The organism is Mycobacterium ulcerans subsp. shinshuense (genome assembly GCF_002355775.1).
Taxonomy (GTDB): Bacteria; Actinomycetota; Actinomycetes; order Mycobacteriales; family Mycobacteriaceae; genus Mycobacterium; species Mycobacterium marinum.
Map to the genome: position 1 here is coordinate 995,025 of NZ_AP017624.1, position 25,271 is coordinate 1,020,295.

Genomic DNA, 25,271 nt, shown 5'->3' on the forward strand with positions numbered 1-25,271 from the left:
CGCGACCGGTGAAGCCGGCACCGCTACGGTTTGAGTTGTGGTTGATGAGTTGGGCTCCAATTCCGAAGTGGGAACGCTGAAGGTCGTCATCCTGCACCGCCCGGGAACCGAATTGCGCAGGCTCACCCCGCGCAACAGCGACCAGCTGCTCTTTGATGGGCTGCCGTGGGTATCGCGGGCGCAGGAGGAGCATGACCAATTCGCCGAGCTGCTGCGCTCTCGTGGTGTGGAAGTGCTGTTGCTTTCCGAGCTACTGACCGAGGCGCTGCACAGCGGCGCCGCCCGCATGCAGGGGGTCGCGGCCGCCGTGGATTCGCGTCGGCTTGGAATACCCTTGGCGCAAGAGCTTTCCGCTTACCTGCGTGGTCTGGACCCGGTTCGGCTGTCGCATGTCCTGACCGCCGGGATGACGTTCAACGAGCTTCCGGTCGATGCCCGCACCGACGTGTCGCTGGTGGTTCGGATGCACCACGACGCGGACTTTGTCATCGAGCCCCTGCCGAATCTGCTGTTCACCCGCGACTCGTCGATATGGATCGGGCCGCGGTTTGTCATCCCGTCGCTGGCGATGCGGGCGCGCGTACGCGAGGCGTCGCTGACCGACATCATCTACGCCCATCACCCGCGCTTCACCGGAATACGCCGCGCCTACGAGTCGCGCACCGCTCCCGTCGAGGGCGGTGACGTGCTGCTACTGGCTCCCGGCGTGGTTGCCGTCGGGGTGGGGGAGCGAACCACGCCGGCCGGTGCGGAAGCATTGGCGCGGAGCCTTTTTGATGACGACCTCGCCCACACGGTGCTGGCCGTGCCGATCGCTCAGCGGCGTGCCCAAATGCATTTGGATACTGTGTGCACGATGGTCGACGTCGACAAGGTGGTGATGTACGCGAACGTCGTCGATGAGCTCACGGCCTTCACCATCGAGCGCCAGCCCGATGGCGTCACCATCAGCGATGCGGCTCCGTTCGTGGAGGCGGCCGCCCGTGCGATGGGCATCGAAAAGCTGCAGGTCATCGGGACCGGTATCGATCCCGTTGTCGCCGAACGTGAGCAGTGGGACGACGGAAACAACACACTGGCGTTGGCGCCGGGTGTCGTCGTCGCCTACGAGCGCAATGCCCAGACCAACGCGCGCCTCGAGGCGGCGGGCATCGAAGTGCTCGCCATCGGCGGATCCGAGTTGGGTACCGGCCGGGGCGGGCCGCGGTGCATGTCATGCCCGGTCGCCCGAGACCCCTTGCCCTAGCGCCAGCTGGGGAGCCACATCTGCATGTCCCAGGTCTGCTGTGAGATCGGCAGGCCGGTGAGCACCGGAAACAACCACGCGAAGTTTGTCGCCACCAACGCGATGTAGCAGCAGACGAAGATCAGCCCCAAGGTGTGCCGCTCCTTGCCCTGGCCGGGCTGGTGGAGGATGTCACCGAGAATCAACGCGATGGCCATCACCAAAAATGGGGCCATGGTCGCCGCATAGAAGAAGTACATCTGTCGATCGATGTCGGCGAACCAGGGCAACCACCCGGCGCAGTAGCCAACCAGGACGACCGCGTAACGCCAGTCCCGGCGCACAAACATTCGCCACGCCGCGTAGAGCAACACCGGCACGGCCAGCCACCACATTGCGGGCGTGCCGACCAGCATCTCGGCCTTGACACAGGACTGTGGACCGCAGCCGGGAACGTTCTGCTGATCGATGGCATAAAGCACCGGGCGCAACGACATCGGCCAGCTCCACGGCTTGGACTCCCATGGGTGGTGATTGCCGGCGGAATTCGTCAGGGTGGCGTGGAAGTGAAACGCCTTGGCGGTGTAGTACCAGAGCGACCGAATGGCGTCGGGCAGCGGAACCACGCTATCGGGACCGATGGTCAGGCCCACCTGGTGGCGGTCAATCGCAGTCTCCGACGCGAACCACCCCGCATAGGAGGCCAGGTAGACCCCGAACGGGATGAGTGCCAGCGCATATCCGGTGGGGATGAGGTCGCGACGCAACATTCCCAGCCATGGCCGGGGCACCCGATACTGACGCCGCGCCGCCACGTCGAACGCCAGCGACATGGCGCCGAAGAACGCGATGAAATACAGACCAGACCACTTGGTGGCGAAGGCCAGGCCCAGCAGCACCCCGGCACCGAAGCGCCACCACCGCACCCCCAGCCGCGGGCCCCAGGCCGTCTCGCCGATACGTCCCTGCAGCATGGCGACGTGCATGCGCGCCCGCACCTGATCGCGATCGACGATGAGCGCGCCGAAGGCGGCCACCACGAAAAACGTCAGGAAGCTGTCGAGCAGCGCGGTGCGGGCGGCCACGAAGCTGACACCGTCACAGATGAGCAGTAGTCCGGCAATGGCTCCGACCAGGGTTGACCGGGTGATGCGGCGCACTATCCGCACCACCAGCGCCACCATGACCACGCCCAGCAGCGCGCCGCTGAATCGCCACCCCAATCCGGTGTACCCGAACAGGGCCTCACCGATCGCAATCATCTGTTTGCCGACGGGAGGATGAACGACCAGGCCGAACCCCGGGTTGTCTTCGATGCCGTGGTTGTTGAGCACCTGCCAGGCTTGCGGTGCGTAGTGTTTCTCGTCGAAGATCGGCGTGCCGGCATCGGTCGGCGAACCCAGGTTCAGGAACCGGGTCACCGCGGCGAGCAGCGTGATTACGCCGGTCACCACCCAGCCGCGCAACCGGTCGACCGGCCCGAAATCCGCGATCGGCACCAGCGGTCCGGGACTGACAACGGGTACCGCGCGTTCCCCGGCGACGACGGAGGTTTCTTGAGGCGGTGCGGTCATCGGTGTCGATCGTAGGCTGTCGGTCATGACCGTTGGTCGTCTGCTGCTCGGGGCAACCCCATTGGGCCAGCCCTCGGATGCGTCCGCGCGCCTGATCGATGCGCTCACCAGTGCCGATGTGGTGGCGGCCGAGGACACGCGCCGCGTGCGAACCCTGGCCAAGGCGCTCGACATCTCGATTGGCGGCCGCGTGGTCAGCCTGTTCGATCGGGTTGAGGCCTTGCGGGTGGGCGCCCTGGTCGAGGCGATTGAAGCCGGCGCGACGGTGTTGGTGGTCAGCGACGCCGGAATGCCGATCATCAACGACCCCGGCTATCGATTGGTGGCGGCGTGTATCGAGGCCGGGATCTCGGTGACTTGCCTGCCCGGGCCGTCCGCGGTAACGACGGCACTGGTGGTATCCGGTTTGGCGTCGGACAAGTTCTGCTTCGAGGGGTTTGCGCCACGCAAGAGCGGGGCGCGCCGGGCCTGGCTGGCCTCGCTGGCCGAAGAGCCGCGCACCTGCGTGTTCTTCGAGTCACCGCGCAGGCTGGCGGCGTGCCTGCGCGATGCCGTCGAGCAGCTCGGGGGTTCGCGCCCCGCCGCGGTCTGCCGGGAACTGACGAAGGTGCACGAGGAGGTGCGACGCGGATCGCTCGGCGAACTTGCCGACTGGGCGGCCGACGGCGTGCTCGGCGAAATCACCGTGGTACTGGCCGGTGCTGCCCCGTTGCACGTCGACCTGCAGTCGCTGGTGGCGGAGGTGGAGAACCTCGTCGCGGGCGGCATTCGGGTCAAAGACGCCTGCAGTGAGGTGGCTACGGGGCACCAGGGCATCCGTACGCGCGAACTCTACGATGCGGTCCAGCTGGCGCGCCGCGAAACGGATGCGGCGCCGTAGCTGCCGATCAGTTGGGTGTGCAGGTGCTCCCGATGGGGCCGATTGTCGGCGTACACAGGCGCGGGGGCGAGATCTTCGGAGGCGAGATCTTCGGAGGGGCCGGTGCCGGCAGCGCCGGCAGCTGTGGCAGCTGTGGCGGCGCCGGTGGACCGCCCAATGACGGTAGACCGACCTTGGGCGCGGGCAAACCGGCCGGCAGGGCGGGTAGGCCCGCGGCCGGGAGCGCGGGTAGGCCCGCGGCCGGCAGGGCGGGGAGGCCCGCGGCCGGCAGGGCCGGCAGACCGCCCGCTGCCAGGGCCGGCAGACCGCCCGCTGCCAGTGCCGGCAGCGCCGCTGCCAGCATCGTCGGATCGCCCCCGGGCAGAATGGCCTGAAGGTTTGGCAGGCCGCCCGGCAGCTGCGGCAGTCCGCCCGTCACCATCGCCATCACATCGGTGGCCGACATGCCCGGCAGCGCGGCCTGAAGCATGGGCAGCATGGAGGCCAGCTGCGGCGCTCCGCCCATCACGGCCACCGCCAGCAGGTCGGTGGTTGACACGCTCGCCAGACCCGGCAAGGCATTGGCCGCCTCGGTCAGCAGAGTTGCTGGAGACACTCCCGACAGGGCGGGCAGGCTAAGACCCGGTATTCCGCCCATTGACGCCAGCGTGACCAGACCTGCGGGGGTCAGGCCGGGCAAGGCGGCCAGGCCCGGCGCGGCCAAGGTGGGCAGCAGCGATGATGCCGTCGCCGTGGAGGGCAGCAGCATATTGGTCACGGAGCTGATCGGTACGCTGAGGTCCGGCAGGATTCCTGCCGAGCGCAGGGTGTTGTAGGCGAGCATGACGTAGGTGACTGCCAGTGCGCCGGAAGTCACGGCGCTCGTCACTGAGCCGGTGATGCCCAGCACCGAGCCGACCACGTTCGGCACCGAGGGCACACCGATCGTGGGGAAACCAACCGTCGGAACACCCACGCTGGGAAGACCGACACCGGGGATGCCAACGCCGGGAATGCCGACGTCAGGGACGCCGGCAGGGCGCGGCAACGCGGTCAGGGCCGAGCCGCCCGCGTCCAGGCCGCCCGGTAGGCCCGATCCGCCGGGAATGCGAGCTGCTGCAGGGACCGCGGGTGGCTGCTCCAAGCCCGGCAGCATGGCCTGCGGTGCCTCGGCGGGGGTTATCTCCGCCGGTCCGGCGGGCTGTGCTGCCTCTCCGGGCGGCTTCGGTATCAGGACCGATGCCAGCCGGTCGCATTGCTACCCCGCGGTGCATGTCCCCTGGTTAGGCGCGTGCATCGGCCCGGACATGGTCAGTGGCGAAACCGCCACCGTCCCGCCCACCATGGCCGCGGCGGCAACGCCAACGACACCGACTCTCATGAAGGTCCCCTCTCGCATTCGACCGCGGCGCGCACACGGGTCGATCCTTAGGAGCTTAGGCGTCAGCGGCCCATTGCGTGGGCGTTGGCCGAAATTCGTTGGTTATCGGGGCCCGGTTTGCTGACTAGCCCACCCTGGTGGCGGTTGTGGGCGCCGGCAAGCCAACGACGGGCGCGGCCTTATGCAGGCATTCTTCCCATTCGGTGCCGGGATCGGAGTCGGCGGTGATGCCGCCTCCCACGCCCAGTACCGCGTTGCCTATCGTGTCGAATTCCACGGTGCGGATGGCGACGTTGAGCTCGCAACCGGCGATTGGAGAGGCCAAACCAACTGTGCCGCAGTAAATTCCACGACGGCGCTGTTCCCATTGCGAAATCAATTGGCGGGCACGGAGTTTGGGTGTTCCGGTGACCGAGGCGGGTGGGAAGGTGGCGTCCAGGAGCGCCGAGGTCGGCAACTCGACCGGGACCTGGGCCGACACCGTGGACACCAGGTGCCACACCCCAGGGGCGCGCCGCACCACCAGCAGTTCGGGCACCGTCACGGTGCCGGTAATCGCAACCCGGCCAAGGTCGTTGCGGACCAAGTCCACGATCATGATGTTTTCGGCCACCTCTTTGGGCGATGCCCGCAACGCCGACGGCCAGGCGTCCAGGGGCAGGGTCCCCTTGATCGGGCTGGATGTCACCGTGTCGCCGCGACGCTGCAGGAAAAGCTCGGGGGACAGCGATGCGATCGTGCCCCAATCGCCGGCGACATAGGCGGCCCGGGCCGGGGAAGTGCGCGCGACTCCGTCGATGAAGAAATCCAGTGGGTCCCCGGCCACCGTTCCGGTGAACTGGGTGCATACGCACGCCTGGTAGACCTCGCCGGCCGCGATCGCATCCAAGCAGGCCAGCACGCCTTCGCGGTGTGCGTGCCGGTCGGCCGTTCCCCAGTCGATCAGGCAGGTCGCCGCCGGGCGGGCGGATAGCCCCGGGGTTGCTGATAGCGCGTTGCCCAGCCAGTCCGGCATGGGCGCACCGGACAGGTTTTCGTACCACCACTGCCCGTCGCGGTCCCGGCGCAGCACGCTGTCGGTCCAGCCGCCGGCCGCTTCCGGGATTCGGCCACCGTGTCCGTCGGCGCCAGGGTCTGGATAGGACAGATAGCCCACCCAGCCGCCACCGACCGCGCCCGGCACCGACGCCGCCGCGGTATCGGCGCCGCGCCGGATCGGGAAGGTATCTGTGCTGGTCACCGGCCGCACCGACACACTGGGGGCGATGACTGCCAGCGCGCCGAACCATTCGCCAGTGAGGGCGGCCGGCGGCGGCAGATCCAGTTGCCGGGTGGCATGGCCGACGGCGCGCAGCACCTGGGGGGCGCTGCCAAGATCGCCGAGCCGGTCGATTAACACCGCTTTAGCTTGACAGAACGATGGGTTTTCGCACGCCACGAGTCCAGCCCGGCGACGGCAGGCGGTGCGGCGGTGCCGGTGAGCGGCCGGGCCGCGACGCCTAGCCGCGGCTGATTTCGTGGGCCCGCGCCACCGCCGTCAGCTTGTCCGGATTACGCATCACATAGAAATTGGTGATCTTGTCGCCGACGATTTCCAGCGTGATCACTCCCTCCAACTGCCCGCCGAGATAGAACAGGACCGCGGGAGCAATGTTGCACGTCACCAGCTCGACCTGCAGTTCGGTTGCTGCTTTGCGGATGAGCCCGGTGATGGCCCTGGCCACCCGTTCGGCGCCGACCACCGGCTTGCGGGCCGCAGACACCTTGCCGCCACTGTCGGCCAGCCAGGTCGCATCCGGTGCCAGCATCGCCATCAACGCTTCCACGTCGCCGCTGGCAGCGGTCTGCAGAAACTGGGCGGTGAGCTGCGCATTGCGTTGCGGGTCGACATCGCCGTACTTCTTGCGCCGCGCCTGGATGTGCGCGCGGGCCCGGTGAGCGACCTGGCGCACCGTCGGAGCGGGCTTTCCCACCGCGTCGGCGATCTCCTCATAGTCGAATCCGAACACCTCGCGCAGTACGAACACCGCGCGCTCGTCGGGGGTCAGGGTCTCCAGCAGGACCAGCATGGCCATCGACACCGATTCCGCGAGTACCAGATCAGCCGACGGGTCGCTCTCGTCGAGTAGCAGCGGCTCGGGGAGCCACGGCCCCACGTACTCCTCGCGGCGGCGAGCGCCGGCCCGCAATGCGTTAAGCGACTGGCGAGTTACCAGTTGGGCCAGGTAGGACTTGGTGTCGCGGACGGCCGACAAGTCGACCGCCGCCCACCGCAAATAGCTCTCCTGCAGCACGTCGTCGGATTCGGTTGCTGAGCCCAGGATTTCGTACGCAATGGTGAACAACAGCGGGCGCAGCAGGGTGAACCGTTCGGCATGCTCGTCACTGTGCGACGGTGGTGTCATGGGAGCACAACCGGTTGCTCGGCCGACGGTTGGACGGGTCGGCTGCCGCCCTTCAGCCAGAAGTACGAGCCGGGTTTGGCGGCCTCGCGCCGCAGCGCCCACAGGGTGCCCTTGCAGATGGCTTCCTTGACTGCCGCGCCGGCACGGCCGCCGATGATCACGTTCACCGGGGTGTCGTCGGTGTGCGCGAGTTGAATCGTGCCGTAGCTGCGGCCCACGCTGATGCATTGTCCGACGAACGCCTGGTTCAGCGCGACGGGTTGATCTCCAGCGATCCGGCTCAGCACCGTGTTTGCCGCCTGGGCCCCCAGCGGCCCGGCGGCTTGGCAGCTCATCCGCAAGGGCTGGCCCGACGGCGCGACGGCGTCGCCGGCGGCAACGATGCGGTCATCGCTGACGCTGGTCAGCGTCTCATCGGTGAGCAATCGGCCCAGATCGTCGGTGCGGAGCCCGCTGCGGGCGGCCAGATCCGGGACACCGAATCCCGCCGTCCACACGGTGGCGGCGCTGGCGAGCACCGTGTCATCGGCCAGCACCACCGCATTCCACCGGACTTCGCTGACGGCCGCCGATTCCAGCACGTTCACCCCGAGTTTGCCCAGTTGCCTGGCCACCGAGCGGCGGCCGCGGTTGCTCAATGACGGCCCCAGCCTGCCGCCGCAGACCAACGTGACGCGGCGGCCACGCTCGGCAAGCTCGGCCGCGGCCTCGATGCCGGTCAATCCGCCGCCGACCACGGTGATGGCGGCGTCGGCGGGCAGATCGGCCATCGCGTGCCGCAGCCGTGTCGCGCCGTCGAGGTCGGCCACCGAAAATGCGAACTCGGCGGCGCCTGCCACGGCGGGCATCGCCGCGGTGCTGCCGACGGCGTAGATCAGGTAGTCGTAGCCCAGCTCGGATCCCGATGTCAGTAGCAACCGGTGTTCATCGGCGTCGATCCGGTCGACGGCGTCGACCACCAGGTGAATGCCGTCGCCGAGCATCGAGTCGTAGTCGACGGTGGCGGTGCCGCTGCCCGCGGCCAACTGGTGCAACCGAATCCGCTCGACAAAGACAGGACGCGGGTTCACCACGGTGATCTCCAGGTCCGCACGCGACCTCAAGTGGTTGGCGGCCATGATTCCGGCGTAGCCGCCGCCGATCACGACGACATGGTTGCGGTCCTCGGTCATCTCGCTCATCTGCTGCCTCCGTGTTGTTGCCGTTGTTGCGGACTCTTGGGGAACGCAACGGACTTGTGCCCTCAAGACACCGCAGACCGGCCTGCCGTGACAGTAAGGGCCCCGATTGTGAGCTGTCTCACTTTCGGCACGCCCGGTCCCACGGCCGGGCCTGCTTGCGCCAACCACCTCCGGTTAGCTGACCGGGCGCATCGTCACCGCATTGGGCCGTCGCGCGCCGGCTCGGCGGCCCGGCTGGACCGGGGCGTGCGTGTTAGGCTCGCTTAACTAGAATCGAGCCGTGACTTTCCCGGTAGACCCGGCGGAAAACCAGGCGAACTGGGGTTTATCAATGCGCACTGGCGTGCATTCGAAAATCTGGGCTCGAACAGGCCGCTCGTCAACTGAAGGTAGTCAGCAACGCGTTGGCGGCGTTGTTATCCGCTCGTTGGATGCCGATGCTGTTGCTCGCCGACCGCGAGGCGTCGATGCTCGGCGCGATCTGGCTCGAATGTGAGAATGGTTCGGACAATTAAGAAACACACATCGATCGTTGTTGCGTGCGTGGTTCTTCTACTGGGCGGGGCACTCGACGGCTGCAGCAGAAGCCACGAAAACAACAGCCCACTGGCCGCGATAGTCAGTCCCGCGATTCCGGCAGCTTCCCAGGAGCTCCCCAACCCGCTGCGCGGCCAGTACGAAGACCTCTTGGAACCGCTGTTCCCGCAACGCGATCCCGCCCAGCAGCGGTACCCGGCTTGGCCGGCGTCGTTCGACGCCAGCTTGCGTCTCCCGTGGCGCCAGCTGCAGCCGGTGGATCCGGCCACGCTGGGGCCCAACCCTCCCGATGAACTCAAGTACGACTTCGGCCTGATCGACGACGCGCTGAGCAAGCTGGCCGATCGTCGCATGCGCTTGACCCTGCGCATCTACGCCTACAACTCCTGCTGCAACGACTCCTACCCGAACAACACCAACATCGCCGTGCCCGACTGGTTGCGCGCGATTCCGGGAACCACCACCAGCTATCCGGGGCCGGCCCACGGCGTGGGTGCCGGAGTGACGCAGGTGGTGCCGAACTTCAACGATCCCACTTATCTGCGCAGCTTCGGCGAGTTGCTGGCAGCGCTGGGCCGCCGCTACGACGGCGACGAACGGCTCAGCGTGTTCGAGTTCTCCGGATACGGAGACTTCAGCGAAAACCACATCGCCTATCTGCGTGACTCGCTAGGTGCGCCCGGTCCGGCCCCCGATGCCAGCGCCGCCGCCCTTGGTTACTACAGCCAGTTCCGCGACCAGAACATCACCACCGATTCCATTCGGCAGCTGGTCGGGGCGAACGTCAGCGCCTTCCCCCGAACCCAATTGGTGACCAGTCCGGCCAACCCGGAGATCGTTCGCGAACTTCTTGCTGACGACGTCACCAAGAAGCTTTCCGCGCCGGTCGGTATCCGGTCGGACTGCCTTGGGGTCTATGCGCCAATGCCGGCCTGGGCGGACGGCAATGGCGCTCACTACGTGCAGACCCAAGATCCCGTGGTCGGGCAGCTGCGGCAACGACTGGCCACGGCGCCGGTGATCACCGAATGGCGCCAATTGCCCGAGGGCACCACGCGGCAGGCCTACTACGAGAAGGGCCTGCGCGACGTCATGAGATACCACGTCTCGATGACATCGAGCATCAACTTCCCCGACGAGGACTCGCGCTCACCGATGGATCCCAAGCTGTACTTGCTGTGGGCCCAGGCCAATGCGACCGCGGGATATCGCTATTCGGTCGAAGCCAAACCCGGATCCCAAGGGATGGACGGCAAGGCGGCGACCATCTCGGTGGTCTGGACCAACTCCGGCTCCGCCGCTGCGACCGAGAAATGGGTACCCGGCTTCCGGTTGGTGGACTTCACCGGACAGACGATTCGCACGCTGCCATCGAGCGTGGACCTCAAATCTCTGGTTCCCGAGGCGCCCGGCGATCGCAATGCCATTGCGCCGATACCGGCGTCGGCAACCGAGACGGTACGTATCGATCTGACTGGCCTGCCGGCCGGTCACTACACGCTACGGGCTGCGATCGATTGGCAACAGCACAAACCGAATGGTTCGCACCTGGTGGACTATCCGCCCATGCTGCTGGCTCGGGACGGCCGCGACGATTCCGGCTTTTACGCCATTGCAGCACTCGATGTGCCCCGCGACGCGCAGACCTCGGTCAGCGATCAATGACACCGTAGGTTTGTTGACGTTGTGCTGAACGAGTTTCCTGTGCCGGTCGGCGATCTGGGTGCCGGACCTAGGAGCCCGGCCTCTGGGGGCGCAGGCCGCCCGGACGACGGTCCCTGACGACTCGGGCGGGAATGCCGGCGACCTCGACATCGTCAGGTACCGGCTTGATGACGACCGCGCTCGCGTAGATGACCACACGGCTGCCGACATCGGCGCCGAGCACCGCGGCTCCGACCGAGATGAAAACGTCATCGCCGATCGTCGGGTATTCGCCGGCGCGTCCTTCACCTATTGTCACGCCATGGTGGATTCGGCAATTCGAGCCGACTTTGGCGTTGCAGTTCACGACAATCGAGCCGATATGGGCGATCGAGAGGCCCGGGCCGAATACGTTGCGCGGGATGTCGAAGCCGAGGCGTTCGCCGAGGAACTTGGTTCGTAGCCGAAGATACCCGGCAAGGAGTCGGCCGGCCGGCGTCCGAGCCGAATTCGTCCAACACTCGGACTTGCGTAGCAAACGCTGAAAATGCGTGGGGCGCTGCAAGATCCGGTGCCGGAGTCGCCAGCGATTCAGGCCGTAGGCGTGTAGATCCGCGGCCAGGTATGACTCCAGGTCCTTGCGATTCTCGATCACTGCGGAAACATCCTATTGGTCCGCTTGATGCCGGGATCTAGCCTGGCGCCTGGCCGTTCGCTCTGCGAGCCCGGGAGTCTGGACAAATCCGGAGTCTTGGCGTTGAAACCCCCTGCTCACCTTGAAAGCATGCCCGGCAAAACCGTTGCGCGGGAAGCGTCCTTGGCGCCACGGCGTCGACCGGCCAAGCCGAAAGTGCGGCAGTGGGGTGGGCTCCCAAAAGTGGTTCGCTCAACCGCACTACTGCCGCAGCGGTACAGGCGATCGGCCGCGCTGGTAACGCTTACCCGGTTTCGGAAGGCGGCGGCTGGTAGCGCGGGAATACACCGGCGGGCGACGGCATCGCGGTGCCCGGGACCAGGCGGGCGCCGATGGCGTTGAACGACCGCTGATCTGGCCGCTGGCCCAGCAGGTCCAACAACTTGACGGCCGACTCCGGCATGACCGGCGCAACCAGTAGCGCCGCGATGCGCACGGCCTCACATGTGGTGTAGAGCGTCGTGCGGAACCGGGCTTGGTCGGTCTCGGACCCGCTCTTGCGCAGCACCCACGGCTGCTGGTCGGAAAAGTATTTGTTCGCATGGCCGAGCATCAGCCAAATCGCTTCCAGAGCAAGGTGCATCGACTGATTGTCGAAGTGTTCGCGCACCCGTTCCAGCAGCCCGTCGGCGATCGCCAGCAGCTCCCTGTCGGCGGCGGAGAATTCGCCGGGCTCGGGTACCGCCCCGCCCAGGTTCTTGGCGATCATCGACAACGACCGCTGGGCCAGGTTTCCCAGCTCGTTGGCCAGATCGGTGTTGATCCGGTTGATGATGGCTTCTTCGCTGTAGCTGCCGTCCTGCCCGAATGGGACCTCGCGCAGTAAGAAGTAGCGAACCTGGTCCACTCCATACGTTTCGATCAGGCCCATCGGGTCGATGGTGTTGCCCAGCGACTTGCTCATCTTTTCGCCGCGGTTGTGCAAGAACCCGTGCGCGAAAACCCGGCGCGGCAGCTCGATGCCGGCCGACATCAAGAATGCCGGCCAGTAGACGGCGTGGAACCGGATGATGTCCTTGCCGATCATGTGCAGATCAGCCGGCCAGTAGCGCAGGAAGGCCTCCGAGCCGGTATCCGGGTAGCCGGCCCCGGTCAGATAGTTGGTCAGCGCGTCGACCCACACGTACATGACGTGGTCGGGATGTCCGGGTACCGGAACGCCCCAGTTGAACGACGTGCGGGAGACCGATAGGTCTTTGAGCCCACCGGAGACGAAGCTGACCACCTCGCTGCGCCGCACCTCGGGCGCGATGAAATCCGGGTTGGCTTCGTAGTGCGCCAGCAGTTTGTCGGCGTAGGCCGACAGCCGGAAGAAGTAGGTCTGCTCCTCGGTCCAGGTCACCGGGGTTCCGGTTTCGGTGGCTATCCGGGTGCCGTCGACAACTTGGGTCTCCGACTCGACGAAGAACCTTTCATCGCGCACCGAGTACCAGCCGGAATAGCTGTCCAGATAGATGTCGCCGGCAGCATCCATGCGCCGCCAGATCTCCTGGGAGGCCTCGTAGTGGTCGGAATCGGTGGTGCGAATGAACCGGTCGAAGGAGATGTTCAACGCTTCCTGCATGCGCTGGAACACATCCGAATTGCGCCGGGCCAGCTGCGCGGTCGGGATGTCCGCGGCCGCGGCGGCTTGCGCCACCTTCAGCCCGTGCTCGTCGGTCCCGGTCAAGAAGCGGACGTCGAAGCCGTCGAGCCGCTTGAACCGGGCAATCGCGTCGGTGGCGATGTATTCGTATGCATGACCCACGTGCGGTGCGGCGTTGGGATACGCGATCGCAGTGGTGACGTAATAGGGCTTCATCTCAGAACCCACCTTATTGGTTAGTCCTATTGTGTGCGCGTGAGCTCCAACCGCGCCGTCAAACGAGAAGCACCGCCCGCCCCGCAGCCCCTGGCACCGTTGATCGACGCGCATACCCATCTCGATGCCTGCGGCGCCGCCGATGCCGCGGGAGTGATCGCCATCGTCGACCGTGCCGCGGCGGTCGGGGTGGAGGCGGTGGTGACCATCGCTGACGATCTGGAATCGGCGCTATGGGTGACCCGTGCGGCCGAGTGGGATCCGCGGGTCTACGCCGCGGTGGCGCTGCACCCGACCCGGACCGACGCGCTGACCGAGGCCGCGCGCCGTGAAATCGAAGAACTGGTAGCTCATCGGCGGGTAGTGGCGGTGGGGGAGACCGGTATGGACATGTATTGGCCGGGCCGACTGGAAGGATGTGCGGACCCCGACGTGCAGCGGGAGGCTTTTGCCTGGCACATCGACCTGGCCAAGCGGACCGGCAAGCCGCTGATGATCCACAACCGGCAGGCCGATCGCGAGGTGCTCGACGTGCTGCGCGCCGAGGGCGCTCCCGACACCGTGATCTTCCACTGCTTCTCGTCGGACGCTGCGATGGCTCGCGAGTGTGTGGCGGCCGGATGGTTGCTGAGCCTGTCCGGGACGGTGAGCTTCCGCAACGCCCGCGAGCTGCGCGAAGCGGTCCCGCTGATACCGCTGGACCAGCTTCTGGTCGAAACCGATGCACCTTTTTTGACCCCGCACCCCTACCGCGGTGCAGCGAACGAACCGTATTGCCTGCCCTACACCGTTCGGGCGCTCGCTGAGCTGCTCAATGGTAGTGCTGAGGAATTGGCCCAGGTAACGGCCAGCAATGCTCGGCGAGTGTATGGACTAGGCTAGGCCTACAGACGATTCCCGGTCCGCGGTTGTAACACCCCGCCGCCGGAGTTGCTCAACATTGGACGGTTCGTTACCGTCTTGTTATCGAACAGGTGGGCCTCTGGGCCCATTTTGTCATTTTCAGCTGAAAAGGTCGTTGGGTTGTTGCTGAGGTCGGGGATAGACGGACGTTGAATCTGATTACGAAACTTCATCAAACTGAATCGCCCATGTTGCGCGCTGTGGTTGGCGCTCTGCTGGTGGGACTGGCCCTGGCCGGCGGCTACGCAGTTTCTGCGTCCAAGACCGTGACATTGACCGTCGATGGAACCGCGATGCGGGTGACGACGATGAAGTCGCGGGTGATCGACATCGTTCAGGAGAACGGCTACTCCGTCGGAGGCGGTGACGACCTGTATCCGGCCGCCGAAGTGGCGGTGCACAACGCGGAGACCATCGTGCTGCGGCGCAGCCGCCCGCTGGAGATCTCGCTGGACGGCCACCAGGTCAAGAAGGTGTGGACCACGGCCTCCACCGTGGATGAGGCGCTGGCCCAACTCGCGATGACCGACACGGCTCCGGCCACGGCCTCTCGTGGCAGCCGGGTGCCGCTGGCGGGGATGGCATTGCCCGTCGTCAGCGCCAAGAACGTGCAGATCAACGACGGCGGTGTGGTGCGCAGCGTGCACTTGCCGGCCGCCAACGTCGCGGCGTTGCTGAGCGCGGCCGGCGCCCCGTTGCAGGGCAACGACCAGGTGGCGCCCAGTGCGGCGACTCCGATCGTCGACGGCATGCAGATCGAGGTGACGCGTAACCGCATCGAGCGGGTCACCGAGCGGGTGGAGCTGCCCCCGCCGGCGCGGCGCATCGAGGACCCCGAGATGAATATCAGCCGGGAAGTGGTGGAGGACCCGGGTGCGCCGGGAACCCAGGACGTGACCTTCGCGGTCGCCGAGGTCAACGGCGTGGTGACCGGCAAGCTGCCGGTCGCCAACGTGGTGATCACTCCGGCGCGCGAAGCGGTGGTCCGGGTGGGCACCAAGCCGGGCACCGAAGTGCCCGTGGTGATCGACGGATCCGTCTGGGATGCCATCGCGGGTTGTGAGGCCGGCGGCAACTGGGCGATCAACACCGGGAACGGCTACTACGGCGGCGTGCAGTTCGATCAGGGCACCTGGGTGGCTAACGGCGGGCTGCGGTACGCCGAGCGGGCTGACCTGGCCACCCGCGAAGAACAGATCGCGGTGGCCGAGGTGACCCGCCAACGGCAGGGCTGGGGCGCCTGGCCCGTGTGTAGTGGGCGAGCGGGGGCACACTGACCATCCGGCTGCTCGGGCGTACCGAGATCCGGCGGCTGGCCAAAGAACTCGATATCCGGCCACGCAAATCCCTTGGACAGAACTTCGTCCACGACGCCAACACCGTGCGCAAGGTCGTTGCTGTCTCCGGTATCACCCGGTCTGACCAGGTGCTCGAAGTTGGTCCCGGGCTGGGCTCGCTGACGCTGGCCCTGCTGGAGCGCGGCGCCGCCGTGACGGCCGTCGAGATCGACCCGGTGCTTGCGGCTCGGCTACCCCAAACCGTGGCCGAGCACTCCGATAGCGAGATCGGGCGCTTGACCGTCGTCCATCATGACATCTTGACGCTGCGCAGGCAGGACGTGGCCGACCAGCCGACCGCGGTGGTCGCCAATCTGCCCTACAACGTCGCGGTTCCCGCGTTGCTGCATCTACTCGCCGAGTTCCCGTCCATCCGGGTCGTGACCGTGATGGTCCAGGCTGAGGTCGCCGAACGGCTTGCCGCCGAACCAGGTGGCAAGGAATACGGCGTGCCCAGCGTCAAAGTCGGCTTCTACGGACGGGTGCGCCGCTGCGGCATGGTGTCGCCCACGGTGTTCTGGCCGATCCCGCGCGTCTACTCCGGCTTGGTCCGCATCGACCGCCACGAGACCACGCCCTGGCCCACCGACGAGAACTTCCGCCGGCAGGTGTTCGAATTGGTGGACATCGCCTTCGCACAACGGCGCAAGACATCGCGAAACGCGTTCCTGGAGTGGGCGGGCTCGGGCAACGAATCGGCCAATCGGTTGCTCGCGGCCAGTATCGACCCAGCTCGTCGTGGTGAGACGCTGTCCATCGAGGACTTCGTGCGATTGCTCACCCGCTCTGCCGACACCTCCGGTGGGCCGCCCGACGCCGGTGTGGCAGGCGATGAGGGGCAGTTGCCGGGGCCGGTTTCGGCGACCTGATCGGTGGTGGACGCACGCCGGTAGGTGTGTTCGCAGGTTGCAGCGATAGTCTGCTGCGGTGTCGAGGACGTCGGACGGAAACACCGCTGAGTTGTGGGTGCCTACCGGGTCGGCGACCGTAAGGGTCCCCGGCAAGGTCAACCTGTACCTGGCGGTCGGCGATCGCCGCGATGACGGCTATCACGAGTTGACCACGGTGTTTCACGCGGTCTCCCTGGTCGACGAGGTGACGGTGCGCAACGCCGACCTGCTGTCGCTGGAGGTCGTCGGCGAGGGCGCCGACAAACTGCCCACCGACAAACGCAACCTCGCCTGGCAGGCGGCCGAGCTGATGGCCGAACACGTCGGCCGCGCACCGGACGTGTCGATCTTCATCGACAAGTCGATTCCGGTGGCCGGCGGCATGGCCGGGGGCAGCGCCGACGCGGCCGCGGTACTGGTGGCGATGAATTCGCTGTGGGAGCTCAACCTGCCCCGGCGTGACCTGCGCATGCTGGCCGCGCAGCTGGGCAGTGATGTGCCCTTTGCGCTGCACGGCGGTACCGCGCTGGGCACGGGCCGCGGCGAGGAACTGGCGACGGTCTTGTCCCGGAATACCTTCCACTGGGTGCTGGCGTTCGCACGCAGTGGCCTGTCCACCCCGGCGGTGTTCACCGAGCTGGACCGGCTCAGGGACGTGGGGAGTCCACCTCGGCTCGCCGAGCCCGGGCCGGTGCTGGCGGCTCTGGCGGCCGGCGATCCCGAGCAGCTGGCGCCCCTGCTGGGTAACGAGATGCAGGCCGCCGCGGTGAGCCTGGACCCGGCGCTGCGCCGGGCGCTGCGTGCCGGGGTGGAGGCCGGCGCCCTCGCCGGCATCGTCTCGGGCTCCGGTCCGACGTGTGCCTTCCTGTGCCGCACGGCCGAGTCCGCGCTGGATGTCAGCGCGCAGCTGTCGGGAGCGGGCGTCTGTCGTACCGTTCGAATCGCCACCGGACCGGTGCCGGGAGTCCGGGTGGTGCCGACGCCGGGAACCCCGGAGTAGCCGGGCACGATAGTTCGCAGAGCACCGTCTGAGAAGCGGATTGTGAAATCTGCCTCAATACGCGTGAGGGTTTGGCAGTTCTTTAAGAACTGCTTAAGATAATCCGCGGTGACGAGTAGTGATGAGCAAGATGGCGCGAGATTTTTGTCCGCCCAGCGCAGCGCTGGGCGGACGCCTAGTCACCGCCGGCTCGGCTCGCCGAGCCTTGCCCTTGCCCATCACGCGACCCGGTATCGGGTCGAGGATTCATCACTGATTCGAGACCTAACCGCTCCCCAATTGTGTGCGCGCGCCTGTCGCAATGTGACATCAAGCAGGCGGAACATGAAAACCCGGACCCTGGGGCCCGAACCGAGGAGGTTGCTTTGAGCAGGTTTACCGAAAAGATGTTCCGCAACGCTCGCGAGACCACCAAGGGCATGGTGACCGGTGAGCCGCACACCCCGGTTCGGCACACCTGGGGCGAGGTGCACGAGCGGGCCCGTCAGATCGCCGGAGGGCTTGCCGCCGCGGGCGTCGGCCCCGGCGACGCGGTCGGCGTGCTGGCCGGAGCCCCGGTGGAGATCGCTCCCACCGCCCAAGGGCTGTGGATCCGCGGCGCCAGCCTGACCATGCTGCACCAGCCCACCCCGCGCACCGACCTGGCGCTGTGGGCCGAGGACACCACGACCGTCGTCGACATGATCGAGGCCAAGGCCGTCGTCATCTCCGACCCGTTCATGGCCGCGGCTCCGGTGCTCGAGGAGCGCGGCATCAGGGTGCTCACCTTCGAGCAGCTGCTGGCATCCGAGCCCATCGACCCCGTCGAAGTCGGCGAAGACGAGCTGGCGCTGATGCAGCTGACATCGGGATCCACGGGTTCGCCCAAAGCCGTGCAGATCACCCACCGCAACCTGTTCGCAAACCTCGAGGCGATGTACATCAGCGCCGAGTACGACGCGGAAACCGACGTGATGGTCAGCTGGCTGCCGCTGTTCCATGACATGGGCATGATCGGGTTCCTGACCGTGCCGATGTACTTCGCCGGTGAGCTGGTCAAGGTCACCCCGATGGACTTCATGCGGGACACGCTGCTGTGGGCCAAGCTGATCGACAAGTACAAGGGCACGATGACGGCCGCCCCCAACTTCGCCTACTCGCTGTTCGCCAAGCGGCTGCGCAAACAAGCCAAGCCGGGCCAGTTCGACCTGTCCAGTCTGCGTTTCGCGCTCTCCGGTGCCGAGCCGGTAGAGCCGTCCGATGTCGAAGACCTGTGTGAAGCCGGCGCACCGTTCGGTCTGCGGCCGCAGGCGATCCTGCCGGCCTACGGGATGGCCGAAATCACCCTCGCGGTGGCCTTCTCCGAGTGCGGCGCCGGTCTGGTGGTCGACGAGGTTGACGCCGACCTGATTGCTGCGTTGCGGCGGGCGGTTCCTGCCGCCAAGGGCAACACCCGCCGGCTGGCCTCGCTGGGCCCGCTATTGCAGGGCATCGAGGCCCGCATCGTCGATGCGGACGGCAACGTGTTGCCCTCCCGGGGTGTCGGAGTGATCGAGTTGCGCGGCGAGTCCGTCACGCCCGGTTACCTCACCATGGGCGGATTCATCCCGGCTCAGGACCAGCTCGGCTGGTATGAGACCGGCGACCTGGGCTACCAGATGGAAAACGGCCACGTCGTCGTGTGCGGGCGGGTCAAGGACGTCATCATCATGGCGGGTCGCAACATCTATCCCACCGACATCGAACGGGCCGCGGGCCGCGTCGAAGGGGTGCGTCCGGGTTGCGCGGTAGCGGTGCGCCTCGACGCCGGGCACTCGCGCGAGACCTTCGCCGTGGCCGTCGAGTCGAATGCCTTCGAGGATCCCGCCGAAGTGCGCCGCATCGAGCACCAGGTGGCCCATGAGGTGGTCGCCGAGGTCGACGTGCGTCCGCGCAATGTTGTGGTGCTGGGTCCGGGCACCATCCCGAAGACCCCGTCGGGCAAGCTGCGTCGGTCCAACTCACTGACTCTGGTCACGTAGCCGCCGCGAAGAGACGGATAAAGGCAAGAAACAGGTAGAGGCCCCCGCCGCTGGCGGGGGCCTCTACCTGTTGCGCGCGCAGCCAGGTCAGCCGGATGCGCCGGGTTGCCCGGACGCACCGGTAGCACCGGTTACGCCGTCGCCACCAACCCCTCCGGTCCTGCCCCCTCCACCAGCACCCGTACCCCCGGTGCCGCCAACCCCGCCGGTGCCGCCGGTGCCGCCGGTGCCGCCGGCACCGCCCGCCCCCGCGGTGCCCCCGGCACCCGCGGCCCCGGACTGACCAAACAGGCCCCCGGCGCCCCCGGCGCCGCCGTTGCCGCCGTTGCCGCCGTTGCCGCCGGTGCCGCCGTTGCCGCCGGCACCGCCGACCCCCGGCCTGGTCACGGAACTGGTGTTATCGCCGCCATGGCCGCCGGTGCCGCCGGTAAGGCCCATCGCGCCGGGGCCGCCATCGAGGCCGTCGCCGCCGGCACCGCCGGCCCCGCCGACCCCGAACAGCAGCCCACCCCGACCACCGGCACCGCCATCGCCGCCGTGGCCGCCGGCGCCGCCTGGGGCACCGATGCCGCCGGTGCCGCCGATGCCGCCGCCGCCAGCTTGGTTAGGGGAGGTGCTGATGCCGCCGGTGCCGCCGGTGCCGCCCGGGGCGCCGACGCCCCCGGTACCGCCGGTGCCGCCGGCGGCTGCGGCGACGCTGCTGGCGCCACCGGTGCCGCCCGTGCCCCCTTGTTGGCCGGGGTTGTCGTCGGCACCAGCTCCACCGGTCTGGGCTGCGGGGCCGCTGAGGCCATCGGTGCCGCTCGCGGCCTGAAGGTAGGGCGCGGAGGGGTTGGTACCGGCCGCGCCGACAGAGCCGAGACCCCCGTGTCCGCCGGCGCCGCCGGTACCCAACAGGTAGGCGTCGCCGCCGGCGCCGCCACTACCACCGGGTTGGCCATTGCCGAACACGTAGGCGTCTCCGCCGTTGCCGCCGGCTCCACCATTGCCAAACAGCAGCCCGCCGTTGCCGCCGTTGCCGCCGGTTGGCCCGGGCCCACCGGGGATGCCGGGACCGCCGTTACCGCCGCTACCGCCGTTGCCCAACAGCCCAGCGCTCCCGCCGCCACCGCCGGCCTGGCCCGCCCCGCCGTTGCCGCCGTTCCCGCCGTTGCCGTAGAGCCACCCGCCGGCACCGCCGGCCTGGCCCGGTCCGCCGTCGGCCCCGTTGCCGATGAGCGGGCGCCCGGTGAGCGCGAGAGAGGGCGCGTTGACCGCGGACAACACGTTCTGCTCGACGGCGCTGAACGCGGCCTGCGTCTGTTGCAGGGGTGCGGCGCTGGCGGCCTCCGCGCCCGCATATGAGCTGCCGGCCGCTGCCAGGGCGTTTTCGAACTGCTGGTGAAGCCCCGAGGCCTGAGCCGCCACCGCCTGATATGTCTGACCATAGGTGCCGAACAACGTCGCGACCGCCGCCGATACCTCATCGCCCGCGGCCGCCACCACGGATGTGGTCTGGGCCGCCGCTGCCGTGGTGGCCGCGTTGATGGCCGACCCAATTCGGGCCGTGTCCGTGGCCGCCGCGGACAATGCTTCGGGCGTTACGAGCACAAACGACATGGCGATTCCCTCTCTTGTACAGAGCCGCATTGTGGAGACCCGTCGGACTGCCGCCCCGGGCGACATCGTCGGTACCACAAGGGCATCCGGCCCCTACTGGCGCGCGCGCTTATGCTGGCGCGTTGGCTGCTGCCAGGACATGCACGCCTGGCCGACTGATCACGGTGTTCTCTGGGCAGCGAAGCAATGGTGGAATGTTCTTGCCAAAGTGACCGCTGCCACGGCTTTGCTAGCCGAACAGCCGGCCCCATCGCGGTGTCGAAGGGAGCAGTACCTGATGTTTCGCGGATCACGATCCCTAGCGGCGCGAGTCGCCGCACGCCTTTCTGTCGTTGCCGTTGTCGTGGCCTTTTCCGTGACCGGCTGTAGCGGCGGCAACAAGATCGCTACCGAATCGCCCAGCGCTTCGGTGACCACCGGTGCAGCAAACGGGCAGCGAACCGTTTCGACGACCTACATCACCTACACCTCGAGCCAGCCGTTCGAAGCCACCGCCGATGCGCTGCGCGCCGCCGCCGCCGACAACGGGATGCTCATCGTCGGTGACATCAACCAGGATGCTGAGCTGGCGGCCAACGGCCTGCGGTTGCCGGGCGCGCATAGCTTTTTTGTTGGTAACCCGCAGATCGGTAAGACGTTTTTCGATGCGACTCAAGCGATCGGCACGGTGGTTCCGGTACGGGTGCACGTCTGGGTGGATGGCGATGGCCCGGCGCATATCAGCTACATCGACCCGGCGCCGGAGTTCACCGCCGTCGATCCGGGCCTGGCCGACGCCGGTCAGAAGATCTCGCAAGCAATCCGCACCATCGCCGCGGCCGCGGCCGCGGGCGGCGGCACACCTCAGGAAACCAAGGTGGAGACCAGGTTCGTCACGGTCGACACATCGACCGCTTTCGAGGCGAGCATTGATGCGTTGCACTCGGCGGCCGACCAGAACGGGATGGTGATTCTCGGTGATGTGAATCAAGCGTCCAGGCTGGAAGCGATCGGAATGCAGCTACAGCGTTCATACAGCTTCTTCGTGGGTGATCCACAGATCGGCAAGACGCTGTTCGGTACCACTCAAGCGATCGGTGCGGTGGTTCCGGTGCGGGTCCATGTTTGGGCGGACGCCCGCGGTCCGGCGCACATCAGCTACTTCGATCCAGCTCCGCTGCTCACCGCCATCGACCCCGGTCGCGCCGAGGTGGGACAGCAGCTATCGCAGGCCATCCACGCCATCGCCGAAGACGCGGCGGCCAAGCGCTAAACCCACACCGGCCTCACCAGGCGTGGACCCGGTTTTGGGCCGGCTCCAGGCCCATTTCGACGAGCAACTCGGTGGCGTCAGCGGCCTGTTCGCAGATCGTGGGTACTTCCGGACGCTCCGGTGAGCTGAAATTCTCCAGCACGAATGTGGCCGGATCCTTGCGGCCGGGCGGGCGGCCAATGCCGATGCGCACCCGCTGGAAGTCCTTGGTGCCCAGCGCCGCGGCCACCGAGCGCAATCCGTTGTGCCCGCCTTCGCCGCCCCCGAATTTGAGCCTGATGCGGCCGAAATCGAGGTCGAGCTCGTCGTGAATGACGATGAGGTCCGCCGGTGGCACCGAGTAAAACTTCGCCAGAGGTGCCACCTGGCGGCCCGACTCGTTCATGTAGCAGCGCGGTTTGGCCAGGACCACCGAGCGCTGCGCCAATCGACCCGTCAGCACTTCGGCGCCGGAGCGTTTGTGCACCTTGAACTTTGCGCCCAGCCTGGCAGCAAGGAGGTCGGCAACCATGAACCCGAGGTTGTGCCGGGTACGGGCGTAGTTTTCCCCCGGGTTGCCCAGGCCGACGACCAATAACGGCTCGGCCATACTGCGAACCGCTTACTCGGACTCGGCTTCGGCTTGACCGCCCTCGTCCTCGGCTGCCGCGGACTCGGCGCTTTCTTCGCCACCCGCTTGCTCGAGGTCCTCGGCGGTCGGTGCGGTCACCACGTTGACGACCAGCATCTCGGGGTCGGAAATCAGACCGACGCCGGCAGGCAGCTCGATCTGCCCCGCGGTGAACTGGGTGCCAGGCTCCGCGCCTTCGATCGACACCGTCAGCTGCTCGGGAATCGACATGGCCTCGGCCTCGATTTCGATGGTGTTGGCCTCCTGGGTAACCAGGGTGCCGGGCGCGGCGTCGCCTTCGACGGCAACCGAGACCTCGACGACGACCTTCTCGCCGCGGCGCACCACCACCAAGTCGGCGTGCTGGATGGTGCGGCGGATCGGGTGGATGTCCAGCGCCGTGGTCAGCGCCAGCTGCTCCTCGCCCGCGATGTCGAGGGTGAGCACCGCATTGGTGCCGGAGTTTCGAAGGACCGCCGCGTAGTCGTGGGCGGGTAGCTCCAAGTGCTGCGGCTCGGCGCCGTGGCCGTACATCACGGCCGGAACCTTGCCCTCACGGCGGGCTCGCCGGGAGGCCCCCTTGCCGGTCTCGGTGCGTACGGTAACCACTAGTTGGTTGACTGCAGCTTTGGCCATTGTGTCGCTCCTCTGGGCTTGGTGCCTGGTTCATGGCACGGGCGAGGATCGCGACAACCGTCGGCCTCCGTCGATAACGGTGCTCTGATCGGCACATACCCGTCAGCCACCCTCGCCGTGACACCCGGCAAGGTTAGCGCATCCGCACCTCGGAGTGGAAATTCGCGGCGGGCGGGGGTGCCCGCCGGCTACCCCAGCGACTGGTGGGGCTGGGCCGGTGTGGTGGCGCTCAGAACGGAAATTCGGCCCCCGTGAGCTGCTCGGACAGCTCCAACAGCGCGGCGGCCGTGACTGCGTTCTTGGCGCGCCGGCTGCGGCCCACCGATCGGGTGGGACCGACGTAGCCGAATCTGGGCCCGACATAGGTGTTGCCCGGCAGATCCTGAGAGGCGGCGTACAAAGTCTGGCGGGCCCCGAAATTGGCGTCGGTGGCGATCAGCCTGGTGCCGAACGACACGACCGCATCGCCGAGCTTGCGGCCCGAGGCCCCCTGCAGGTTGGTGTGGGAGAACCCCGGATGGGCGGCCAGCGCACGCAGCGGCGAGCCGGCCGCGTCCAGGCGCTTTTGCAGCTCGCTGGTGAACAGCAGGTTGGCGAGTTTGGACTGGCCGTAGGCCAGCCAGGGGGAGTACCGCCGGGACTGGTAGTTCAGGTCGGCCAAGTTGATCCGGCCCGTCCAGTGCGCCATGGACGACACCGTGACCACCCGGTCGGTGAGTTTGGGCAGCAACAGGTTGGTGAGCGCGAAATGGCCGAGGTGGTTGGTGCCGATCTGGCTCTCGAAGCCGTCCGCGGTCAGCGAGTAGGGCGTGGCCATGATGCCGGCGTTGTTGATCAGCAGGTCGGACTTGTCGACGCCGGCCGCGAATTCGCGAACCGATGACAGATCTTGCAGATCGAGGCGGCGGACCTCGACCGGGCCGGCATTGGGGCCGGTCATCTGTTGTGCGGCGGCCTCGCCCTTGCTCGTGTTGCGCACGGCCAGGATGACCCTGGCGCCATGGCGGGCCAGCTCGCGCGCGGTGACGGCGCCCAGCCCGCTGTTTGCGCCGGTCACGATGACCGTGCGCCCGGTGAACGACGGTAGATCCGCGGCGGTCCAGTAGGCCATCACTTCACCGCAACCACGAATCCGTTGATGATCGACTCGATGTCGGATGCGCTGCCGGCGGCCTGACTGGCCAGGCTGGTGATGGTCAGTTGGACCAGATACCGCTGGTTGTCCGGCGGCGGCCCGGTGGGAATGACGATCCGATTCCAGCTGTGCATGCGGGCACCCTCGAGGTCGTAGCTGCCCTGCATCATCGACGAGGGAAAACCGTGAAAGTCTGCCGATGAGGCGTCCAGCTGTTTGAAGTTCTCGAACAGTTGCGCGTCGTCGTTGCCGCGCCTGGCGACGTCGGCGGGGTCGAAGTTCCCGCGCAGCAAGAACACGACCAGTCTGGCCGTGGGGTAGTGGCCGCCCTTGGAGATGATCACCGTTTCCGGGTTGATCTTCGGGCCCTCGTAGGGGGACCAGCCCGGTGGTGTCGGGATCGACACGGTAAGGCCTTTGAGGTCGCTCGGCGCGATCTGCTTTCCGCTGACCCCGATGCTTTCCAGGTACTGCGACAGCGGCACGGGCGGGGCGGTGGTGGCGGTGGTGCTGGTTGTTGCGCTCGTGGTCCAGATGGATTTGTAGTCAGGGGGCTCGGGTGTGCTGCAGGCAACCGCCGGCATCGTGACCGCGAGTGAAACGACGGC

20 protein-coding genes and 1 pseudogene are annotated in these 25,271 nt (G+C 67.2%); 9 read left to right on the forward strand and 12 right to left on the reverse strand.

Annotated features, from left to right (window positions below):
* The first annotated feature begins 37 nt into the window (after positions 1-37).
* On the forward strand, positions 38-1,246 hold the full coding sequence (arcA, locus tag SHTP_RS04755) for an arginine deiminase (protein ID WP_096369931.1): 1,209 nt from the start codon (positions 38-40) through the stop codon (positions 1,244-1,246).
* On the opposite strand, the gene SHTP_RS04760 is transcribed toward arcA, so the two are convergent.
* A complete protein-coding gene (locus SHTP_RS04760) occupies positions 1,243-2,799 on the reverse strand; it encodes a dolichyl-phosphate-mannose--protein mannosyltransferase (RefSeq protein ID WP_096372322.1) in 1,557 nt (518 codons plus the stop codon). The genes arcA and SHTP_RS04760 overlap by 4 nt on opposite strands.
* Before the next feature lie 25 nt (positions 2,800-2,824).
* Here SHTP_RS04760 and rsmI point away from each other — a divergent pair, with 25 nt between their 5' ends.
* Positions 2,825-3,679, forward strand: coding sequence for a 16S rRNA (cytidine(1402)-2'-O)-methyltransferase (gene rsmI / locus SHTP_RS04765; protein WP_020726419.1), 855 nt, complete (start codon positions 2,825-2,827; stop codon positions 3,677-3,679).
* Between the two features lie 7 nt (positions 3,680-3,686).
* Here the strand turns inward: rsmI and SHTP_RS04770 are convergent.
* The 4 genes and pseudogenes from SHTP_RS04770 to SHTP_RS04785 form a co-directional block, all read right to left on the reverse strand.
* Positions 3,687-5,057, reverse strand: a pseudogene (locus tag SHTP_RS04770) (hypothetical protein).
* Between the two features lie 106 nt (positions 5,058-5,163).
* Complete coding sequence (locus SHTP_RS04775) at positions 5,164-6,438, reverse strand: aminodeoxychorismate synthase component I (protein WP_197706218.1); 1,275 nt, start codon at positions 6,436-6,438, stop codon at positions 5,164-5,166.
* Positions 6,439-6,538: 100 nt separating this feature from the next.
* Positions 6,539-7,444: an RNA polymerase sigma-70 factor gene (locus tag SHTP_RS04780; RefSeq protein ID WP_096369933.1), complete on the reverse strand. Its 906-nt coding sequence runs from the start codon at positions 7,442-7,444 to the stop codon at positions 6,539-6,541.
* Positions 7,441-8,625, reverse strand: a complete 1,185-nt coding sequence (locus tag SHTP_RS04785; RefSeq protein WP_011742189.1) for an NAD(P)/FAD-dependent oxidoreductase — start codon at positions 8,623-8,625, stop codon at positions 7,441-7,443. The genes SHTP_RS04780 and SHTP_RS04785 overlap by 4 nt, the downstream gene beginning before the upstream one ends.
* A 498-nt stretch (positions 8,626-9,123) precedes the next feature.
* Here SHTP_RS04785 and SHTP_RS04790 point away from each other — a divergent pair, with 498 nt between their 5' ends.
* On the forward strand, positions 9,124-10,827 hold the full coding sequence (locus SHTP_RS04790) for a hypothetical protein (protein ID WP_096369934.1): 1,704 nt from the start codon (positions 9,124-9,126) through the stop codon (positions 10,825-10,827).
* Between the two features lie 67 nt (positions 10,828-10,894).
* Here the strand turns inward: SHTP_RS04790 and SHTP_RS04795 are convergent, their stop codons facing one another.
* Complete coding sequence (locus SHTP_RS04795; protein ID WP_096369935.1) at positions 10,895-11,461, reverse strand: serine acetyltransferase; 567 nt, start codon at positions 11,459-11,461, stop codon at positions 10,895-10,897.
* 283 nt (positions 11,462-11,744) lie between these two features.
* Positions 11,745-13,301, reverse strand: a complete 1,557-nt coding sequence (metG, locus tag SHTP_RS04800) for a methionine--tRNA ligase (protein WP_096369936.1) — start codon at positions 13,299-13,301, stop codon at positions 11,745-11,747.
* Between the two features lie 33 nt (positions 13,302-13,334).
* Between metG and SHTP_RS04805 the strand changes: the two genes are divergently transcribed.
* From SHTP_RS04805 to SHTP_RS04835, 5 genes are all read left to right on the forward strand, one after another.
* The gene (locus tag SHTP_RS04805; RefSeq protein ID WP_096369937.1) at positions 13,335-14,183 is read left to right on the forward strand and encodes a TatD family hydrolase; all 849 of its coding nucleotides are present in this window, start codon (positions 13,335-13,337) and stop codon (positions 14,181-14,183) included.
* Positions 14,184-14,353: 170 nt separating this feature from the next.
* Positions 14,354-15,481, forward strand: a complete 1,128-nt coding sequence (locus SHTP_RS04815; RefSeq protein WP_197706219.1) for a resuscitation-promoting factor — start codon at positions 14,354-14,356, stop codon at positions 15,479-15,481.
* Positions 15,478-16,410, forward strand: a complete 933-nt coding sequence (gene rsmA / locus SHTP_RS04820) for a 16S rRNA (adenine(1518)-N(6)/adenine(1519)-N(6))-dimethyltransferase RsmA (RefSeq protein WP_096369940.1) — start codon at positions 15,478-15,480, stop codon at positions 16,408-16,410. Before SHTP_RS04815 ends, rsmA begins: the two co-directional genes overlap by 4 nt.
* Before the next feature lie 58 nt (positions 16,411-16,468).
* A complete protein-coding gene (locus SHTP_RS04825) occupies positions 16,469-17,431 on the forward strand; it encodes a 4-(cytidine 5'-diphospho)-2-C-methyl-D-erythritol kinase (RefSeq protein WP_197706220.1) in 963 nt (320 codons plus the stop codon).
* A 365-nt stretch (positions 17,432-17,796) separates the two neighbouring features.
* The gene (locus SHTP_RS04835) at positions 17,797-19,431 is read left to right on the forward strand and encodes a fatty acyl-AMP ligase (RefSeq protein WP_096372324.1); all 1,635 of its coding nucleotides are present in this window, start codon (positions 17,797-17,799) and stop codon (positions 19,429-19,431) included.
* An 87-nt stretch (positions 19,432-19,518) separates the two neighbouring features.
* On the opposite strand, the gene SHTP_RS04840 is transcribed toward SHTP_RS04835, so the two are convergent.
* Positions 19,519-21,030 carry a PE family protein gene (locus SHTP_RS04840; protein ID WP_157756269.1) on the reverse strand — a complete coding sequence of 504 codons (1,512 nt, stop codon included), beginning with the start codon at positions 21,028-21,030 and terminating at the stop codon, positions 19,519-19,521.
* Between SHTP_RS04840 and SHTP_RS04845 the strand changes: the two genes are divergently transcribed.
* Positions 20,984-22,282 carry a DUF302 domain-containing protein gene (locus tag SHTP_RS04845; protein WP_231991709.1) on the forward strand — a complete coding sequence of 433 codons (1,299 nt, stop codon included), beginning with the start codon at positions 20,984-20,986 and terminating at the stop codon, positions 22,280-22,282. The two genes, SHTP_RS04840 and SHTP_RS04845, sit on opposite strands and share 47 nt — an antisense overlap.
* Before the next feature lie 13 nt (positions 22,283-22,295).
* Here SHTP_RS04845 and pth read toward each other — a convergent pair whose 3' ends face one another.
* The 4 genes from pth to SHTP_RS04865 all read right to left on the reverse strand — a co-directional run bounded on the left by pth (position 22,296) and on the right by SHTP_RS04865 (position 25,247).
* On the reverse strand, positions 22,296-22,871 hold the full coding sequence (gene pth / locus SHTP_RS04850; protein WP_096369942.1) for an aminoacyl-tRNA hydrolase: 576 nt from the start codon (positions 22,869-22,871) through the stop codon (positions 22,296-22,298).
* A gap of 12 nt (positions 22,872-22,883) precedes the next feature.
* Complete coding sequence (locus tag SHTP_RS04855; protein ID WP_096369943.1) at positions 22,884-23,528, reverse strand: 50S ribosomal protein L25/general stress protein Ctc; 645 nt, start codon at positions 23,526-23,528, stop codon at positions 22,884-22,886.
* A gap of 229 nt (positions 23,529-23,757) precedes the next feature.
* Positions 23,758-24,639: an oxidoreductase gene (locus SHTP_RS04860; protein ID WP_096369944.1), complete on the reverse strand. Its 882-nt coding sequence runs from the start codon at positions 24,637-24,639 to the stop codon at positions 23,758-23,760.
* Positions 24,639-25,247 carry an LpqN/LpqT family lipoprotein gene (locus SHTP_RS04865; protein ID WP_181005692.1) on the reverse strand — a complete coding sequence of 203 codons (609 nt, stop codon included), beginning with the start codon at positions 25,245-25,247 and terminating at the stop codon, positions 24,639-24,641. The genes SHTP_RS04860 and SHTP_RS04865 overlap by 1 nt, the downstream gene beginning before the upstream one ends.
* Positions 25,248-25,271 lie beyond the last annotated feature (24 nt).

What these genes read in the sequence shown, in the direction of transcription:
- SHTP_RS04760 (WP_096372322.1), bottom strand. Translation starts at nt 2,799, where the DNA reads ATGACCGCACCGCCTCAAGAAACCTCCGTCGTCGCCGGGGAACGCGCG.
- rsmI (WP_020726419.1), top strand. Translation starts at nt 2,825, where the DNA reads ATGACCGTTGGTCGTCTGCTGCTCGGGGCAACCCCATTGGGCCAGCCC.
- SHTP_RS04780 (WP_096369933.1), bottom strand. Translation starts at nt 7,444, where the DNA reads ATGACACCACCGTCGCACAGTGACGAGCATGCCGAACGGTTCACCCTG.
- SHTP_RS04785 (WP_011742189.1), bottom strand. Translation starts at nt 8,625, where the DNA reads ATGAGCGAGATGACCGAGGACCGCAACCATGTCGTCGTGATCGGCGGC.
- SHTP_RS04790 (WP_096369934.1), top strand. Translation starts at nt 9,124, where the DNA reads ATGGTTCGGACAATTAAGAAACACACATCGATCGTTGTTGCGTGCGTG.
- metG (WP_096369936.1), bottom strand. Translation starts at nt 13,301, where the DNA reads ATGAAGCCCTATTACGTCACCACTGCGATCGCGTATCCCAACGCCGCA.
- SHTP_RS04840 (WP_157756269.1), bottom strand. Translation starts at nt 21,030, where the DNA reads ATGTCGTTTGTGCTCGTAACGCCCGAAGCATTGTCCGCGGCGGCCACG.
- pth (WP_096369942.1), bottom strand. Translation starts at nt 22,871, where the DNA reads ATGGCCGAGCCGTTATTGGTCGTCGGCCTGGGCAACCCGGGGGAAAAC.
- SHTP_RS04855 (WP_096369943.1), bottom strand. Translation starts at nt 23,528, where the DNA reads ATGGCCAAAGCTGCAGTCAACCAACTAGTGGTTACCGTACGCACCGAG.
- SHTP_RS04860 (WP_096369944.1), bottom strand. Translation starts at nt 24,639, where the DNA reads ATGGCCTACTGGACCGCCGCGGATCTACCGTCGTTCACCGGGCGCACG.
- SHTP_RS04865 (WP_181005692.1), bottom strand. Translation starts at nt 25,247, where the DNA reads ATGCCGGCGGTTGCCTGCAGCACACCCGAGCCCCCTGACTACAAATCC.